This window comes from Secundilactobacillus collinoides DSM 20515 = JCM 1123 (assembly GCF_001435975.1).
GTDB classification, from domain to species: Bacteria; Bacillota; Bacilli; order Lactobacillales; family Lactobacillaceae; genus Secundilactobacillus; species Secundilactobacillus collinoides.
In genome coordinates, this window is record NZ_AYYR01000013.1 from 165887 (window position 1) to 183465 (window position 17579).

At 43.4% G+C, this 17579-nt stretch carries 14 protein-coding genes and 1 pseudogene; 7 read left to right on the forward strand and 8 right to left on the reverse strand.

Going from position 1 to position 17579, the window contains the following annotated elements; translation table 11 throughout:
• Positions 1-423 precede the first annotated feature (423 nt).
• On the forward strand, positions 424-870 hold the full coding sequence (locus tag FC82_RS03240) for an FMN-binding protein (RefSeq protein ID WP_054758720.1): 447 nt from the start codon (positions 424-426) through the stop codon (positions 868-870).
• A 276-nt stretch (positions 871-1146) separates the two neighbouring features.
• Positions 1147-2205 carry an FAD-binding oxidoreductase gene (locus tag FC82_RS03245; RefSeq protein WP_235809165.1) on the forward strand — a complete coding sequence of 353 codons (1059 nt, stop codon included), beginning with the start codon at positions 1147-1149 and terminating at the stop codon, positions 2203-2205.
• Positions 2206-3197: 992 nt separating this feature from the next.
• Here FC82_RS03245 and FC82_RS03255 read toward each other — a convergent pair.
• From FC82_RS03255 to FC82_RS03285, 7 genes and pseudogenes are all read right to left on the reverse strand, one after another.
• Positions 3198-3857: a TetR/AcrR family transcriptional regulator gene (locus FC82_RS03255; protein WP_054758560.1), complete on the reverse strand. Its 660-nt coding sequence runs from the start codon at positions 3855-3857 to the stop codon at positions 3198-3200.
• A 15-nt stretch (positions 3858-3872) separates the two neighbouring features.
• Positions 3873-5495 carry an ABC transporter permease gene (locus FC82_RS03260; RefSeq protein WP_056996197.1) on the reverse strand — a complete coding sequence of 541 codons (1623 nt, stop codon included), beginning with the start codon at positions 5493-5495 and terminating at the stop codon, positions 3873-3875.
• A pseudogene (locus FC82_RS03265) lies at positions 5482-6393 on the reverse strand (ABC transporter ATP-binding protein). Before FC82_RS03265 ends, FC82_RS03260 begins: the two are co-directional and overlap by 14 nt.
• A gap of 295 nt (positions 6394-6688) precedes the next feature.
• Entirely contained in the window at positions 6689-7168 is a 480-nt protein-coding gene (locus tag FC82_RS03270; protein ID WP_056996198.1) for a MerR family transcriptional regulator, read from the reverse strand.
• A 44-nt stretch (positions 7169-7212) separates the two neighbouring features.
• Complete coding sequence (locus FC82_RS03275) at positions 7213-8169, reverse strand: DMT family transporter (protein ID WP_054758559.1); 957 nt, start codon at positions 8167-8169, stop codon at positions 7213-7215.
• 149 nt (positions 8170-8318) lie between these two features.
• A complete protein-coding gene (locus FC82_RS03280; RefSeq protein ID WP_056996199.1) occupies positions 8319-9167 on the reverse strand; it encodes an aldo/keto reductase in 849 nt (282 codons plus the stop codon).
• 167 nt (positions 9168-9334) lie between these two features.
• Positions 9335-10075, reverse strand: a complete 741-nt coding sequence (locus tag FC82_RS03285) for a C40 family peptidase (protein ID WP_235809160.1) — start codon at positions 10073-10075, stop codon at positions 9335-9337.
• Between the two features lie 376 nt (positions 10076-10451).
• Here FC82_RS03285 and FC82_RS03290 point away from each other — a divergent pair, with 376 nt between their 5' ends.
• The 5 genes from FC82_RS03290 (at position 10452) to FC82_RS03310 (ending at position 15729) form a co-directional block, all read left to right on the forward strand.
• Positions 10452-11138: a type 1 glutamine amidotransferase domain-containing protein gene (locus FC82_RS03290; protein ID WP_032821699.1), complete on the forward strand. Its 687-nt coding sequence runs from the start codon at positions 10452-10454 to the stop codon at positions 11136-11138.
• 126 nt (positions 11139-11264) lie between these two features.
• A complete protein-coding gene (locus FC82_RS03295) occupies positions 11265-12020 on the forward strand; it encodes an SDR family NAD(P)-dependent oxidoreductase (RefSeq protein WP_054758555.1) in 756 nt (251 codons plus the stop codon).
• A 259-nt stretch (positions 12021-12279) separates the two neighbouring features.
• Positions 12280-13554 carry an SLC13 family permease gene (locus FC82_RS03300; RefSeq protein WP_202813726.1) on the forward strand — a complete coding sequence of 425 codons (1275 nt, stop codon included), beginning with the start codon at positions 12280-12282 and terminating at the stop codon, positions 13552-13554.
• Positions 13555-13593: 39 nt separating this feature from the next.
• Positions 13594-14736, forward strand: coding sequence for a mandelate racemase/muconate lactonizing enzyme family protein (locus tag FC82_RS03305; protein WP_056996200.1), 1143 nt, complete (start codon positions 13594-13596; stop codon positions 14734-14736).
• 84 nt (positions 14737-14820) lie between these two features.
• Complete coding sequence (locus FC82_RS03310) at positions 14821-15729, forward strand: LysR family transcriptional regulator (protein ID WP_056996201.1); 909 nt, start codon at positions 14821-14823, stop codon at positions 15727-15729.
• Positions 15730-16664: 935 nt separating this feature from the next.
• Here the strand turns inward: FC82_RS03310 and FC82_RS03315 are convergent.
• Positions 16665-17552: a LysR family transcriptional regulator gene (locus tag FC82_RS03315; protein ID WP_054758552.1), complete on the reverse strand. Its 888-nt coding sequence runs from the start codon at positions 17550-17552 to the stop codon at positions 16665-16667.
• Positions 17553-17579: the final 27 nt, after the last annotated feature.

Sequence of the window (17579 nt, forward strand, 5' to 3'; positions counted from 1 at the left end):
ATGACCTCGCCAGCCCCAAAAGGCCCATCAAAACACATGCGCAATGTGTTTGATGGGTTGTTTTTTTCTAGGAGACCTGATTAAATCCTGACGTTTTCTGCAGCTAACAAACAGCATTACTGAACTGTCACAGAATCTACCCCATTCGCAGCAAAAATTGGCTTTAATTCAGTCATAAATATTTTACAGTGGTTTAAAAAGCGCTAGCAAAGAGCGCGACCACAACGTTTTATTTTAAAAACGTTGCTTGTGGCTGACAAACTACTTAATATGAAAATTTCTCAGATGCATCTTATTTATCCCCTCTTTTTGCCTCGTTTCATAACCGATATGATGAACTTATTGAAATCAAGAAAATCACATTACTCATTATTAAAATGACCAGAAACGATTCAAAATTAATCACGAAGGAAGTCAATGATTTTGAAACATATCACAACAACCTTATTGGCAATTGCCATTGTCGGGGTGATTGGCACAGACGGTTTTTACTTATTCGTTAAAAATCATCTGACGGGCACGGCAAGTGTCCGCACTTCAATGACAGCTGACAGTCTGCCAAGCGGCGTCGTTAAGCACTCAAACAATTATAAAAATGGTACTTTTACCGGTGCCTCTATGACGACACCCAGGGGGATCGTGCAAACACAAGCAGTAATCAAAAATGGCAAAATCAGCAAAATTAATGTGTTGAATTTTCCCAATTCAAGCGGTATTACAAAGCGAATCAACGCGCGGACTCTGTCAATTTATATCGCTGAGGTGCTGAAAGCTCAGAGCGCGAAAATCAAACTGGTGCCTGGCACAAGCGAAGCCTATACAGGTTTCACGGGCTCACTGCAAGATGCTTTGAACCATGCAGAATCTTAAACTGTCATTAGTTTTTTGGCCACGTCAAAAAATCATATTAGAAAGTGATCATCCATGCTAAAACAACATTTTTATATTTTTGGATTAACCTGGTCTACCATTTTATTTCTAGTACCTCTTCCACTTATCCTAACATTGGGCGCAGGGCTTCCTGCAAGCCACGCGTCCGATGCGCTCGCGATTCAGTTGGGCTCAATTGCCTATGTGTGGTTTTTAGTGGCAATATACCTCAGCACAAGGCCAAAATGGTTAGACAGACTCATCGGATTGCCAAATGTGTATCTCATTCACGGGATATTGAGTATGTTTGCGATTGGGCTCGCGTTTCTTCATAAGACAAATTTAGGGTCGCATGGCCTCATCAGACTCACCGGAGACTGGGAGTTTGATATCTTCCTTGGTCTGCTGATTTATTCGCTTCTGTTTATGGCTGGCTGGTTGACTGCTCGCATCCGACCGCTGGCAATGTTGAAACAGGTTTTGGAACACATTTTTCACCACGAGCTATCCGTTTGGCTGCACCGGCTTAACATTATTGCGGTGATACTTGTATTTATTCACGTCCAGCTGATTGGCTACATGACTAATATTTACGCCTACATGTTGTTGTTCGATCTATACAGTGCCGCGACAGCGATTGCATACTGTGTCAAGAAGATTCATGACTATCGTTTCTTGCCCGCCGGAAAGCTGATCAGCAAACGAGAATTAAAGGATAATTTTTTTGAATTTAAGATTCAAGTTCCCCACCTCAATTTTAGAAAAATTCAGGCTGGTGATTACATTTTTATCAGAATACCACACCAATCTGGTTTGAGAGAATTACACCCATTTTCAGTGGTCAATCAGGTCACAGATAATAACGTCATCACTTTGGCAATTCGTGGTGATGGGGATTTCACAAAAAAAATCCAAGCAATAAATATTGGGGAACTCATTCAAGTCGATGGTGGGTACGGCCGCTTTAATACATTGATTTCAGAAAATAGCGGTGACCGCCTGGTGCTCATCACGGGTGGGACTGGCATTGTTCCGATGCTTGCCATTATCGATGCCCATCCTGAACGAGATATGACGTTGTTTTACGCGGTACATGCTTCAAATGATCAGCTTTATGTGTCCCAGCTCAATCATTGGGCAAATACGCGGCCAAATTTAACCGTCCATATCCAAACTGGCCGATTCACGCCGGCAGATGAGCTCAAGACTATTCGTGCTAATCGTTCGACATTTCTCATTTCGGGACCATACGCCCTGGGCAAAAACTGGGTTCATGTACTAAAACAGCAACATGTTGCAGCTAATAAGTATTACTATGAAGAATTTAACTGGTAACATGAAACGCAATTTCCAAAGTGACGCTGATTACTTGCGGTTAAAGGCAATCATTCATTGTCGAAACAAATTTGCATAGCCGCACAAACTGAACATAACGCGACTGTCTTTCAAATCAATACTTATCATTTCAATCAAGGGAGGCGATGCCAAAAGGACTGTTTGCAGCTCAGGATAAACTTTGGAAACAACAGTCAGTTAACCTTAATGCGCTATAGTAGGTTCATTAGAATAATCGACTTAAGTCTTCAGATTTACACAACACTTGAACAGTTATGCTGCACTGGCGGTTTGAATAAGCCACATGTAGCCAGACGCGCGTCACCGCAGACATTCGGGATTGCCCCTGACCCCTTCAGAAAACACGCATAGTCACTCACTAATGGTGACATTGTTGACCCCCTTTTCAATACCAATTCACAGTTTCACCTAACAGTGTCCGATTCAGCAGTGTCCAACACGTTTTCACGCATTTTAATTGCGTCCGCGATGGCGTTTAAAATACGAAAAATCATACACCCGGTTGAGTCTATAATCGTTTTTTCAAAAACTGGCTTACAAAAAGGTTGTTTGTGAACTTGATGTTCGAAGTGCACATTAACAGCGCCAGTACAGCTGTGAATGACCGATGCCTTCATGCTGCAGTCATTCACTGAACGCTGCCGATAGTAAGTGGATTACCCATCGACTACGCGATGAAACTTGTTCATTGTTGTCTGAACATTGCTAAGGCACCACAATACAACGTGAGACATCCTGACTTGCAGGCTGTGATTATTTTGAATTTTTTCAGTTAGCAGTCCAACTTCAATAAACTAAAACCACCTAGCCTTCTGTACAGAAACTAGGTGGTTTTAGTGTTGTCGTACTGATTAAAAAGATGTATGAAAGACCATTTCTTTAGTAGCAGTCTTTTTCTATACCCGGTAAAAAGAACGCGTAATCCTTTGTTGGATCACGCGTTCTTTTGTTATCACTCTTATAGAACCGACTCACTTTAAGAAGCCGTGCTCCAGCACATCAATGTAGGTTAATGATTGTTGCACCAGCCACTCAAAGTCTTCAATTTTCGCGTTAGGATGCGTGGTCATATAGGTTTGGGCCTTATCCGAAATCAGATCTGTCATCATCAGAAACAAGTCCTTCACCGTTGTCACATCGACACCGTCCCGCATTGCCATTCGCGAAAGTACGGGTCCCGCCAAATCTGTACTGGCCATCTTCATTTCGTCTTCTAACAAGGCTTGAATTTTTGTTGCCAGTGCTTCTGGCAAGTTGCCGGTACCGCCGTACAATGCCATGGAAAATGCGAACTCATCTTGGTAGTCCAGCTGCATTTTGATCTTATAACGCATCGCCCGTTCAATCATGACCTTCAAGTTGGGGGCGGATTGCCACACGTTATAGTCCGCCGCGTCATTCATGCGGCTGATCGACCACTTGGCGACCTCATAGTAGAGGTTCGCTTTGCTGCCGAAGTAGTGAAACAACAGCCCCTTTGACACCTGGGCTTCACTGGCAATCACCTCAGTTTTCGTATTTCGAAAGCCGGTTTGGGCAAACTCATGGAGGGCGCTGGTTAAAATTCGGTCGATCTTTTCAGGATCCTTGGGGATTTCCCCCTTGACCGTTGCTTTTGGTCTTGCTGCCACCGTTAAGCCCCCCTTCTAATTCATGGTCAGGTCACGGCGCCGGTAGCACACGTACCCAATGATAAACAACGCTATTCCAAGAATGGTCATCCAGGTGAATGTCGTCCAGTTAACCGCGTGGGTTGGCACAAGGTTGACCCACCCGTAAGGTGAGATGTGCTGGGCCCATTTCGGTAGATCAATCAGCGCGCCCAGGTACAGTGATAAAACGCCGTAGACTGGGATGATCCAAACAACACTCTGAAATTTTGGCAGGGCGCCAACTAGTAATGCGGCGATACCGCAAACGACCAGCAAGGATGGCCAAAACCCGATAAAGCCGCGCATCAGCTGCCCAATTGAAACGGGCATGTGGGCCATCGAACTGTTCCCAGTTGCGGCCATACTGTAGACGGCCAAGGCAAAGCTCAATGTGCAGACGACCAGAGCCTGACCAGTGTACGTCAAGAATAACCGTAGTCGTGAAACGGGCTTTGCGTGCAGGGCCTCGAGATATCCCTTCCTGTCATCGGTATTGAGTTTCAACAACGTAATTAACGGCGGAATCGAGGCGACGACGACAAAAATGATCGACAGTTTGTTAGAGAGGCCCAGAATGATGGCCTTATTGGCAGTGTTCACAGCGGTGGTACCCAGCACTTTGCCCATCATCGGGTTGGTTTTAACGATGTCGCCAACGGTGCCGAAAATCGACCCGTAACTGGCACCCAAGAGTGCTAGCCCAATGATCCAAATGGCGGTGCTGACCCGGTCCAAACGCATCAGTAACGTTAATGGCCCACGTAACCAGATGCTGGCCTGACGCCGCCCATTGCGCGGTGCGACTAACCCGGCTCCAATGTCACGGCGCGTGGCGACCAGCAACGTGATTAAACCGATCACAACGCTGAGCACGACCATCAATAACACGGGCGTCCAGTCATTTTTGGTGTACAGTTTCATTTTTTCGATCCAGCCAAAAATGGTCCACCACGTGTATTTCGTGTTCTGAACATCCGTCCCCATTCGAGCGATGAAGACGATTGCCAGAAAGACGTAGCTCAAAATTGTGGCACTGCGGGCGTTATTGACAATTTGACTGAAGCCAAGCGCGAACATGCCGAACATGAACCCAAAAGCAGCCAAACCGAGACCGAATAGCCAATTACCAGCGGCAACCGCACCGGTCATTCCAGAAAACTGTAGTCCCAGGACTTCAAGAACACTCACACCCAAGTTAATGAGCAGGAGTTCCCAAACGGCTGCGACCAGCGGACTTTGCCGACCAACTGCATGTGCCAGCAACAGCTCTGTCGTACCGTCATCTTCCTGTGAACGAGTTGCATGAACCGCAAAGTACAAGTTCATCATAGCAGCGAACAGCCCCATGAAAACCATCATTTCAGAGGCGTAAACCATCGCTACCGTGTAGGGCTTGGTACCGTTAAAGGGACCCAGCAGTGAGACCATGGCAGGTGTTTTTAAAGTGGCAATAATGGCGTTCATCGCTTTCGTGGAACCATACAAGCTGTCGAATTTTGCGGCTGCCGCGGTCATCAACCCGGCAAGACCAATACACCAGTACAGGATCTTAAACCTGTCATGTCGTAAATTCAGTTTTAATAAGGCGGCTGTGCCAGTCAGTTTACTTGCTGTCATGGCCATCACCCTCTTCGTTGTAATAACGCAGGAAGAGATCTTCCAGGGTCGGCGGCGTGCTTTGCAGTTGAACGATATCAAGCTGGCCAAGGGCTGCCATGATGCTTCCCACCTGTTCAGAATCAACCGAGAATACGGCCTGGGTCGGCGTCTTCGCGTCAAACTGATGCACACCCGTCATGTTTGCAATGTCGGCCAGCGGCTGTTTTGTCGTGACCGTGATCGTGGACCGGCTCAACTGACGCATTTCAGTCAGGCTGCCGATTTCAATGATCTCACCCTTTCAGATAATGGCGATTCGGTCACACATCCGTTCCACTTCACTTAAAATATGTGAGGACAGCAGAACGCTTTTACCCACGTCCTTCAATGCTAAAACATACTTTTGGAAAACTTCTTCCATCAAAGGATCCAACCCGCTCGTTGGTTCGTCAAAAATATAGAAATCGGCATCGCTGGAGAAGGCGGCAACCAGGGCGACTTTTTGCCGGTTACCCTTGGAGTAAGTCCGCGCCTTTTTTGACACATCGAGCTCGAAGTCCTTGATCAGCTGATCAGTTTTGGCCGAGTGCTGCTGGCCGTTCAACCGCAGCAGCAGGTCAATGACTTCGCCGCCAGTCAAATTAGGCCACAGGTAAACGTCGCCAGGAACATACGCGATTCGTTTGTGAATCGCCACGGCGTCCTGCCACACATCCATCCCAAAAATCTGTGCCGAACCGCCTGTTGGCCGCAGAATGCCCAACAATGTTCGAATGGTCGTGGATTTACCGGCCCCGTTTGGCCCGATGAACCCAAAGACTTCCCCCGCGTGAATCGTCATCGTAATGTTCTTCAAAGCCTGAAACTTACCAAACTTCTTTTGTAAATGATCCACCATTAAAATGTCACTCATCATTCTCACCCCTCAGCGATACCGTTCTTTGCCGGTATCTATCTTGATGCCTAAAGTATAGAATGACCAAACCAGCCAGTCAATGACTATCGAGTCAACAGAAAATGTACCCAAAACGATGGCGTTGTAAGCGTTTGACTGACGGTGATTTCCTGGTCAATGAAATTAATGAACACTTGTCCATTAATAAATAAAAGTGGTTTCAGAACGCAGAATATCGTCCTTGAAACCATAATTAAAATCATTGTGTGGACCCGTAATGGGGCCATTCTAAAAAGCATTATCGCGCTTTCGGCAGCTAGTCATCACCTAAAGACTTTGCCGAATGCCCCTCCTTTAGTAACTGATCATACTCAGCGTACGTGCTCGGATCGACTTGGGTGGTGCCGGCCTTCAAATGGATCTTCTCGGTGCCCGCTGCCTTGGCCGTTTTGTAGTACCATTTTTTGAACCGCAGATAGGCCAAGGACTTTTCCAGTGACGCAATTTCGTCTTCCAACACCTTTTCGTGGGCGTTGAGAAAGTCGTAGCGTTCACCCAGCGAATCGTCACCATCCAGCCGCCAGGACACAAAGTACGCAATGTCTTTGATGGGCACGCCGGCTCTTTTAAGACCCATAATCATCTGCATGAGCTGAATATTATCCTCAGTGAATTGCCGCCGACCGCCGCTATCACGTTTGACAAACGGTAATAAACCCTCGCGGTCATAATAGCGGATGGCTTCCACCGACAACCCCATCTGTTTTGAAACCTCGCCAATTGAATAAGTCGCCATGTTAATTCCCTGCCTTCCTATATCCTGTTAAGGTCAGTGTACCATTAAAAGAGCCGAATCAGGGCCACGCCGCCGATCATCACTAACAGCCCAACCAACTGAATTCCGGTGATTGGATTCTTCTTTGACGCAAACCAGCCGAATTGGTCAATCAGTAAACTGCCGGTCATTAACCCGACTAATACGATAACAACGGCCAGTCCAGTACCGACGATCGGCACCAAATACACGTTACCGAGGACGTAAAGGGCACCAATCACACCGCCGATCCACATCCACCAGGGATTACGTTTGCCGGCTGGGGCACTCAGTTTCAGTTCTGGTCTTAGGAGCAGCACCAAAATAATCAGTCCTAAAGTCCCGACGAAAAACGAAACGAACGCAGCGTGAGCCGTGGAACCTAGAACGCTGCCTAAATGGCCGTTGACCGCCGTTTGGGTGGCACCGAACATCCCGGCAATCACCCCGAGGACACGCCAGAACCAAAGCCCGGATTGCTTGGTTGCAGCCTCAGTTTCTGCATCCTCTAAAATCCGATTGTGCCGCCGCTCGAGCCAGCCCTTGGCAGCAACGGTAATGATCACACCTGCTAGCACCAAGAGTGCGCCGATCCCTCTTGTGACCGTCAACGCGCGTCTTGGTGAATCAAAGAGGCCGAAGTTGTCGATGATCAGTCCCGCGAGAATCTGGCCCAGCACCGGCATGATGCCCGTTTGCACACTGCCGAGTTTGGGAAACAGCAGGATGTTGCTGGTCAGGTAGATAACGCCGAATAATCCGCCCAGCCATATCCAGGCTGGCTGGGATGTAAAAAGCGACAAGCTGACGCCAAGCGTATGACTTTCAATCAGGGTAATGACCGCGAGAAAGATCGTGCCCACGCCAAACGATGCGAATGACGAGAGAAACGGTGAACCAACTGATGACCGTAATCGTGAATTGATACTGGTTTGCATGGGCATTCCCACACCGATGATGAACCCGATTAATATTGCTAGCATAAGAACTCCTTTTCTGTGACCAGTAATGAACAACATGTTGAAGCCTACACCCTGTAGTTAGCTACAGCTCAAGCAGTTTTATTCGATTGGTGTGCAAAATTAAAAGCGCAGCCTCATCAATTGCGATGAGACCGCGCTTTAGCGCACTATTATTTTTGCGTTGGATTGTGGAAATGAGTCGGGGCTGCGTCCTGAATGGCATTTAATGTTGCCATATCAGCCTCGCTAATGGTGAAGTCAAGTTCAGCATTCGCTTCAATATGCGCTTGAGACGTCGCCTTTGGCAGCGGCAGCAAGCCATTTTGAATGACAAACCGTAAGGCCAATTGCGGAACGGAGACCTTGTACTGGTCAGCCAGACTGGTCATAGTCGGGTTATGCAGCAGATTGCCGGTTGCCAATGGCGAATAGGCTTCAACCAAAATCCCGTTATCCTGTGAAAACGCGGTGTTTTTGGGCTGCGTGAAACCAGCATAGTACTGGATCTGGTTTACTGCCGGCACAATGTCCGTGTTGTCCAACAGGTTCTTCACATCATGGGCATCGAAGTTGGAGATTCCGATACTTTTAATCTTGCCGGCTTTGTACAGTTTCTCCAATTCTTTCCAAACCGCCACGTTTTCCTTATCAAAACGCGTACCGATTTGGCCCCATGGCCACGGTGCATGAATCAGATAAAGATCCAGATAATCCGTTGCCAAGTTTTTAATTGTTTTATCGAAGTAGCCTGCCACTTGACTGGCATCCTTTACTTCACCGGGCAGCTTGGAAGTCAAAAAAATGTCCTCGCGTGCGATGCCGGACTCGTTGATTGCCTTGCCCACACTCTTTTCGTTTCCGTAGACGTAGGCGGTATCGATGTGGCGGTAGCCAGCCTTCAGTGCGGCCGCAACAGCGTTGTAAGCTGTGTCACCATCGGGAATCTGCCAGGTGCCGAAGCCGACCTTAGGGATCTTGACGCCGTTATTAAGCGTAAAAGTTTCTGTTAAAATACTCATCAAAACATCTCCTTATTTAATTACGGTTATAAGCATACGACCTTGAGTTAACTCTAAGTCAATCAATTTGACTTCTTTTCCACAAAAAACCACCATCTTCCAACATGGCAGACCGGAAGATAGTGGTTATCGATTATAAACGAGTGATCGTAATTGATGTCGATTGACTAGGAAAGACTGACCGGTTGCGAGTAACCGACCAAGTGCCACCAGGCGGCGGTGATCGATTCGGTAATGACGCCATCATCTTGCGCGTCGATCATTTTACCATCGCCGACATAGATGCCGTCATGGGTGATGCTGCCGGTGCTGGTCCCAAAGAAGACTAAATCGCCCTTCTTCAGGGATGAACTGCTAACGTGAGTGTAGTCGCTGTACTGTGCCTGGGCGGTCCGCGCCAGGGTCTTGTCAGCCGCCTTCTTGTAGACGTACTGGACTAAGCCGGAACAGTCGAATGAATTGGGCCCTGTTGCACCGTAACTATAAGATTTGCCGAGTTCTTTTTCAGCGTATCCTAAAACGGTGGCCGATGAGGTTCCCGCTTTCAAATATTGATGCCAGATCCAGCCGGAGACAGTGCCGGACTTGTTAGTCACATAGTAGTAGAGATACTCGCTGCCGTTTGATTTTTTCAAGGTCATTTTTTTCGTGGCTTCCCAGGTCGTACTTGGGTAATTTTTCAGGTAGTGGGTCGCACTACTGAAGGTTGCCGTGGTGCCGCTGGTACTGATATTGTATGTAGCACCGCTGGATGAGGCGCGAACGTATGTGGCGGGGGTCATGCTGGATTCACTGACGACCGTTGCCGTAGTGGCCGCGTGGGCCTGGGTGAGGCTTGTTGAGCTAACGGCGGCAAAAGCCAACATGGCCAGGGCGCCGATCTTTAATGCGAATTTTCGAAACTTCAAAACGAAGACACTTCCTCAATTGATAAATTTAATCATGATACATGCACGGTTGTTTGTGCGATTGAGGATCATGTTACGCCAGAAATGTAACATCGTAATTGCATTTATTTATCAGCACTGTTAAGCATTTGGGGAGCGCAATACAATTGATGCCCCACTGTCATTTAGAATGTGAATGATACTTGCGGTGGCGGTCAAACATGCTGATATCGTTCGTCTGACAACAGTTTTACAAAAAGATGTCGGATGAAACACTTACTTCCCGTAAGAAGAATGTTTCTAAGTAGAGTTAAAATGTTTGCTATCGGTTATGAAGCTAGCGTAATCTTAAATCTGCTTACAATAAATAACCTAAATCCCCCAGGAGGCAATTTTGATGACAAAAGTACTTATTGTGTTAACGAACACCGCGAAGTTTGATACTTTGAACCGGGCAACGGGTGTGTGGCTCAGCGAAGCAACCCACTTCAATAAGGTCATGACCGATAACCAGATCGATGTGGACTACGTCAGTCCAGCAGGCGGCTACGTTCCCGTGGACCCCGGAAGTCTGGCCGAGGATCAGTTAGACGCTATCAATAACCAATTTTATACGGATGCTGACTTTCGTAACCGCGCCCTCGCCCATTCCCTGAAACCAGCTGACGTGACTCCCAGCGATTATGATGCGATTTATTTTGCGGGCGGTCACGGGACCGTTTGGGATTTTCCCAAAAACAAACCGCTGGGTAAAATCGCAAAGTCAATCTACGATAACGGCGGTGTCGTTTCGGCCGTTTGTCACGGGGTGGTCGGGCTGTTAGCCATTGACGGTGACGATGGCAAGCCCTTCATCAACGGCAAACAACTGACGGGTTTTACGAACGAAGAAGAAGCGATTAATCAGTTAACGGATGACGTGCCGTTCTTGGCTGAGGATGCATTAAAGGCTGCCGGTGCTGTGCATACCAAGCATGACGCGTACACGGAATACGTTGTGACGGATGGCCGGTTAGTAACAGGGCAAAATCCACAGTCAGCCAAGGGCGTTGGCGAAGCCGTTTTACAATTAATTCAAAAATAGTCACTCTAAAAGATTTCGAGGAACCCCTGCCCCGGAATCTTTTTTTGGCAACTAAATGGTTGACCTGTAGCCAACTTCAGCTTGTAGACTGAATGGCGTGTTAGTGAAAAAGAAAGGATGATTAACATGACAAAACAAAACCAGCCCTATGTTGTCATCACGGGGGCTAGTGCCGGCATTGGTGCCGCCTCAGCAAAAAAATTTGCGGGACTCGGTTATAACCTCGTGCTCGTTGCCCGCCGATTGGACCGATTAAAGGCGCTGAAACATGAAATTCAAACCGTGCATGCCGATGTTGCTGTGGTCACAGTACAACAGGATCTTGCTATGATTTCTGACCTGCCGAAAATGTATCAGCGGATCAATGATAAGTACCAAATCAAGGTTTGGGTCAACAACGCCGGCTTCGGTAAGATAAAGGCCCTTGACGAGTACGACCTGACAGAAGTCACCCAGATGGTGCAGACGAATTCGGAAGCTGTCGCAGTGCTGACGACCCTGTTCACTAAGGACCACGAAACCGAAGATGTGCAGCTGGTTAACGTGTCCTCCCGTGCGGGTTACCATGTCTGGCCTAATACGGTAATGTATTCAGCAACGAAATTCTTTGTCGGCGCACTGACTGAGGGCTTAGATTCGGAATTGCAACGCAGGGGGTTAGCTATGCGGGCCAAAGTGTTAGCACCCAACGCGACCGAAACTGAATTTCAGCGCGTTGCAAAGAACTTGGACCACGACGTTGACTACAGTGAAGTATTTGACAAATACAACACCAGTGATGGCCTAGCTGATTTCTTGGTGGCACTGTTGGACAGTGATGCAGCCGTTGGATTTGTGAATGATGAATATGAACTGGAATTGAGTGGCTCACGGTTGCCATAGATTTTTCTATACCACTTGTTTCATTTTTTTAATCCATGTGTTAACTCTGCGTATGATTTAAGAGCAAAACATAATTATCTTTCTGTACTTGCCATCAAAAATGAAAAACTGCCTACCAGAAGGCTTAGATACATTCGTCTGATGGTAGGCTCTTATTATTCATATTAACTAAAAAGTCAATAAATATAGAAAATATTGAAATTAACATTAATCTTCATGTGATTTAAACTACATGTGTATCATAAATTAGGAGATGACAATGTTGAGTTCACTTACAATAACCTTAATTATTCTTTTCTGCACAATTTTGGCTTTTCTGTCTGGAAAAGTACCAATGTCTTTGACCTCCATGGGAATTATATTAGCATTAATTCTGACTAAGGTAATGTCCCCTGCACAAGCATTTTCTGGCTTTATTAATACCAACGTTATTATGTTTGCTGGAATGTTCGTAATCGGGGCAGCAATTACTAAAACCAGTATTATTAAGCGCTCTCAGTCTTTAGTTGAGCGGTATCGTGATAATCGGAGCAAATTAATATTAATTGCCTGTCTGGCTGCCACACTCTTAAGTATTTTAACAAGTGCCACGGCAACTATTGCAATTCTTCTCCCCCTTTTAATCGCAATTGCGAATGATGTTGATATTAGTCGAAGTAAGATATTATATCCTGTCGCAGTCGTTGCAAATATTGCAGCTGCAACAACATTCCTAGGAATCGGCTCTGCTAACATGGCTTGGAGTTCGGTAATGATAAAAGCTGGCGGTAAAACACCTTTACAGTTGTGGGACTTCACTATTGTTAAGTTGCCTATATTAATAGTATCGATTATCTATATGGCGTATATCGCTCCAAAATTGTTACCTAATCACGATAATAACCTATTCGAAGATCATTTAACTAAAAAAAATGTTGATACTCAATTATCGCCACGAAAAGAAAAAATCGCTATTGCTATTATCCTATTAACAATTATTGTTATGGTCCTTTCTAGTTATATAGGTGTAGAGTTGTATATTATCTCGACCATAGGTGCCTGTTTATTGGTTATTTGTGGCGTATTAAACGAGAAAGAAGCTTTAAGTTCAATTAATTTACCAACTATCTTCTTATTTGGTGGTGTTCTTGTACTATCTGATGCATTAACTAAAACTGGAGCCGGCTCTGTTATTGCAAACGGGATGAGTACCTTGATTGGAAATAATACAAATCAATTCCTAATAGCCGCAGTTTTCTTTGGTGCCCCTTTCATTTTGACACAATTTATGTCAAATTTAGCGACTGTGGCTATCTTTGCACCTTTAGTAGCAACTGCAAGTGTTAATCTCGGTCTCGATTCAAGAGCTGCTGTTTTGGCTGCTGTGACCGCTAGTTCGTGTTCATTTCTGACCCCTTTAGCTTCACCGGCTCAAACAATGATTATGGAACCAGGTGGATACAATCTTTGGAATTATATCAAAGCCGGATTTCCTTTGGCTGTAATTATTATGGTTTTAGGCTCCTTAATTCCACTGATTTACCCAATGAATTAAAAATTTAATATTTTAAAATAATAAGGAGTAGTGATTAAAATGAAAATTGAAACAATTAAATTAATTCCGGCAAGTAAATATCTGTTCGTTGAAATAACAACCAACACAGGAATAAAAGGAGTTGGCGAAGTTGGTGTCTGGGGATTCCTGGACAGCACCGCAGAGGTAATAGATAAGTTTCGAGACTATTTAGTCGGTAAAGACCCTTTTAATATCGAAGATCATTGGAATTATTTATATCGAAGTATGTATTTTCGTGGAAATATTATCATGGGAGCACTTTCAGCAATTGATATCGCTTTGTGGGATATTAAAGGTAAAGCGCTGGGGGTACCAATCTATCAATTATTAGGTGGTAAAACTAGAGATAAAATTCGATGCTATGCAGTTGCTTTTGCGTATACACCAGAAACAATTGCTAAACAATGCCTCAATTTGAAAAAATCAGGTTTCAATGCTGTGAGATTAATGATAACAAAAAATATTGAAGATAGCAGTTCTTCAAAAGTTTCTAAAACTTTTTCGCAAAGTATCAAAGACTACCTTGCAAATATTAAGGCGTGTCGAGAAGCGGTAGGTGATGATTTTGATATCATTTTGGAATGTCATCGCAGTTTAACGCCCGCTGAAGCTATCGTGCTTTCACAACGAGCTGCTAAGTACAATCCCTTATTTATCGAAGATCCAATTGCACCTGATAATGTTGAAATGATGCAAGAAGTTGCCGAAAAATCACCCATTCCGGTTGCCACTGGTGAAAGGAATATCAATATTCAAGAATTTGAAATTCAATTACAACACCACGCAGCAAAATATGTTCGTCCTGATGTATGCGTAGTAGGCGGTATTACAGCTGGCAAAAAGATTGCATCAATTGCAGAAGCCAATTATGCTCAAATCGTTCCTCACAACCCTCTTGGACCAATTTCAACCGCAGCCTGCATTCAGCTCGCCGCATCAATTCCCAATTTTGCGATTCAAGAATTTCCCTCTTTTTACTTCCAAGGCGAAGAGTCTAAAATGCTAAAAGATTCTTTTGAAGTCCATAACGGATATATTACTGTGCCTGAAAGACCAGGATTAGGGATTGAATTAATTAAGGATGTAGAAGAAAAATACCCAGTTGCTCAAAGAAACATAAAAGCTCAGAGGGCTTTTGACGGGTCAATTGTAGATGTTTAATGATTTAAACGGACTAAGCAAAAAGCAAAGTCCGTTTTTTATATTACTAATTAAGTATAAAATAGCTTTAGGGGGTGATAGCTTATGAATCGTGAAATCACATATATGCTGGCAGTCGTAAAATACGGTGGTATTACAAGGGCCGCAGAAAAATTGTTTATTACACCATCAGCACTTAGCAAGTATGTTCATACAAAGGAAACGGAATTAGATATTACTATCTTTAATCGAATTGGAAAAAGTTTTCAATTAACTTATGCTGGTCAACGGTACATCGACTATTTAAAAAAAGATCAAGAATTAAGGAAAAAAATGAGGTTAGAACTACGTCAGATTCAACAACAGAGTGGTGGTCAAATTAACATTGGCTTCCAAAATGCAGAAGCTGAGTTTTTAATTACTTCCATTATTCCAAGATTTATGAAAGAATTTCCTAACGCTCGAATCAGTTTAAAAGAAAATGCGACAAAAAAATTGGTGCCTCTTCTACAAAAAAATGAATTAGATTGCGTTATTACTGCCGGTATCAACTCTAATCAAGATATTCAGGAACGTATTATCCGAACAGGCGAAACAGTGATTGTTGCACCCGCAGGCGATCCCTTATTCACGAAGCCTGTTGAAAAACCGGAATTTCACCACCCATGGTTGCCCTTTTCTGAGATTCATCGTCATGAAATAATTGCATCAAGACGCGATGATTATTTCCGGAAATTTTTAGATAATTACCTTGTTAATGAAAAGTCTGAAGATCAACCCTTCTCCATTGATGTAACGTCAACTCACACGATGTTGATGGGAGTTCTTAATGGGTTGGGATGGGCCATGACTCTTGACACGTTTGTAAAAAATTCTGACCTACAAGGATTAAAAATGTATTCCCTTGGCGAAAAACCTAATAATATTAATTTAAAGTTTTTAACCATGGATAACATCAATAAGTCCCCTGAATTAACCATGCTTAATAAAATTTGTATGGAAGAATTTAAATAAAGTTGCATTATTCACAGAAGCTTTTCCTCGAAACATGATATTCAAAAAAATAAAAATCTAAATAATAATTTTTTTATAACCTTATTTTCTAATCTAGATGTTGGAAGGTCAATAATACTATAAAAACGCGTTTTCTAAGGGTTCAGATCCTAACCAATATTCAAAAGAACTTTACATGGCATTGTCCAGTATTCGATTCATATTGTTATGTAATGATTGGAAAATGAGGAAAACAGTTCATTAATGATACTTTAAAGATACTTTTCTTTAGCATTTTAACCCAGATAATAATTTGTTATGATAACAGCCAAACGCCCCTACAACCTGAACATTTGTTAAAGACTCAGCAAAATAGTAAAATAGGTTGTTCAATGTGTATTAGTGACGGCTCTCTTACCTAGGTAAATCCCAAAATTATAGGTCATTATCACCATTGCTATATTACTCAAGATGTATTCATAGTTATGTTCTAATTAGGGATACTGTTTTGCGGTTTGAATGAGCTTTCCAGCTTCCAACGAGGAGTAATTCTTTTTGGTGGGCAATCCGCAAGGCGGTTTGAACTACGGTCTTTATCGGCGCTTTGTCAATAAAGACAAGGTAAAGTAGCTGGCAGGACTGGAACGAAGAGACAGCGACTTAATATTAACAAACTCGCTTATTAAATAATGTTTCAAGACCAACTGAAAAGTGGCACAAAGCCATTCAGATAAGCATTTCAACATTTGAGTATTTGGCAGAGTTTTTTTGGAATTTGATGCTACTGTCTTTCCATTTTTTGGAATAATTGTCCAAAATAGTCTTTTATTTCTTATAGCCATCCGCAAAGAATCAAATTGTGCAAAAACACAAATAATTAAATCGACAAAAAAGCGTTAGGAAATGCTGTCTGGGATACTATTGTCTTTCAGATGGCTCTTTTTGATTCCCACTCGTTAATTTGAAAGGTCTTGTTGAATAAATTTAACAAATTCATGAACGCAATGTTTGTCATTATTTTTGTGCAAAACTGCAACGTATCTAATTATCCCCTGCCAGTTTAAAGGCACATACGCCAGCCTATCATTTGAATGTGGATAAATAAAGTTTAATCCTAACGAAATACCCTCTTCAGCATTGACCAAGATATTTGCAGCTACAATATCATTAGCGTAAGTAATATCGATATGTGGATTATCATGAATAATCTGACGCTGCAATTCAATCATCTCAACTCCCGTCCAATTATTATCAATAAATATCATTTTCTGATCGTGAAAATCATCAATTTTTAAATGGCCATATTGAGCCAGATGATTTGATTTTGGCATGACTGCAAAAAATGAATCGGAAATCAATGGATAGGTTTGGCTATTACTTAAATCTGAAGCATCTCCTTCGCTAGTGAATAAAATATCTATTTCGTTTGTTTCTAAATATTGTTTTAGTTTGTTATGATTTAAACTTTCTACATAAAATTTAGTTTCCGGTTTTTGCTTTTTAAAGTCCTTAATCCATTGAGGAATATATAGTTCATTAAATGGGGTCGATGAAAAGCCTATAGTAATCGTATTTTGTTCTGAATAATCTTTTTCTCGAATCGTTTGAACAGCTAAATAATACCGGTTAATCATCGGTTTAATTTTGTTGTAAAACTCTTCACCATTACTGGTAACATGTACATATTTAGTGCTACGGTCAAATAATTTAATTCCAATTTCATCCTCAATTGCCTTAATATTATGGGTCACCATTGGCTGAGAAATATGTAAATTGGCAGCTGTTCTGGTATAATTTCTTGTTTCCACAAGGTTAACAAAAACTCGTAAACGATTAATATCCATATTGATTTCTCCAGTTATTAATAATTT

What these genes read in the sequence shown, in the direction of transcription:
- FC82_RS03290 (WP_032821699.1), top strand. Translation starts at nt 10,452, where the DNA reads ATGACAAAAGTACTTATTGTGTTAACGAACACCGCGAAGTTTGATACT.
- FC82_RS03275 (WP_054758559.1), bottom strand. Translation starts at nt 8,169, where the DNA reads ATGCTAGCAATATTAATCGGGTTCATCATCGGTGTGGGAATGCCCATG.
- FC82_RS03295 (WP_054758555.1), top strand. Translation starts at nt 11,265, where the DNA reads ATGACAAAACAAAACCAGCCCTATGTTGTCATCACGGGGGCTAGTGCC.
- FC82_RS03315 (WP_054758552.1), bottom strand. Translation starts at nt 17,552, where the DNA reads ATGGATATTAATCGTTTACGAGTTTTTGTTAACCTTGTGGAAACAAGA.
- FC82_RS03280 (WP_056996199.1), bottom strand. Translation starts at nt 9,167, where the DNA reads ATGAGTATTTTAACAGAAACTTTTACGCTTAATAACGGCGTCAAGATC.
- FC82_RS03300 (WP_202813726.1), top strand. Translation starts at nt 12,280, where the DNA reads ATGTTGAGTTCACTTACAATAACCTTAATTATTCTTTTCTGCACAATT.
- FC82_RS03260 (WP_056996197.1), bottom strand. Translation starts at nt 5,495, where the DNA reads ATGACAGCAAGTAAACTGACTGGCACAGCCGCCTTATTAAAACTGAAT.
- FC82_RS03310 (WP_056996201.1), top strand. Translation starts at nt 14,821, where the DNA reads ATGAATCGTGAAATCACATATATGCTGGCAGTCGTAAAATACGGTGGT.
- FC82_RS03305 (WP_056996200.1), top strand. Translation starts at nt 13,594, where the DNA reads ATGAAAATTGAAACAATTAAATTAATTCCGGCAAGTAAATATCTGTTC.
- FC82_RS03270 (WP_056996198.1), bottom strand. Translation starts at nt 7,168, where the DNA reads ATGGCGACTTATTCAATTGGCGAGGTTTCAAAACAGATGGGGTTGTCG.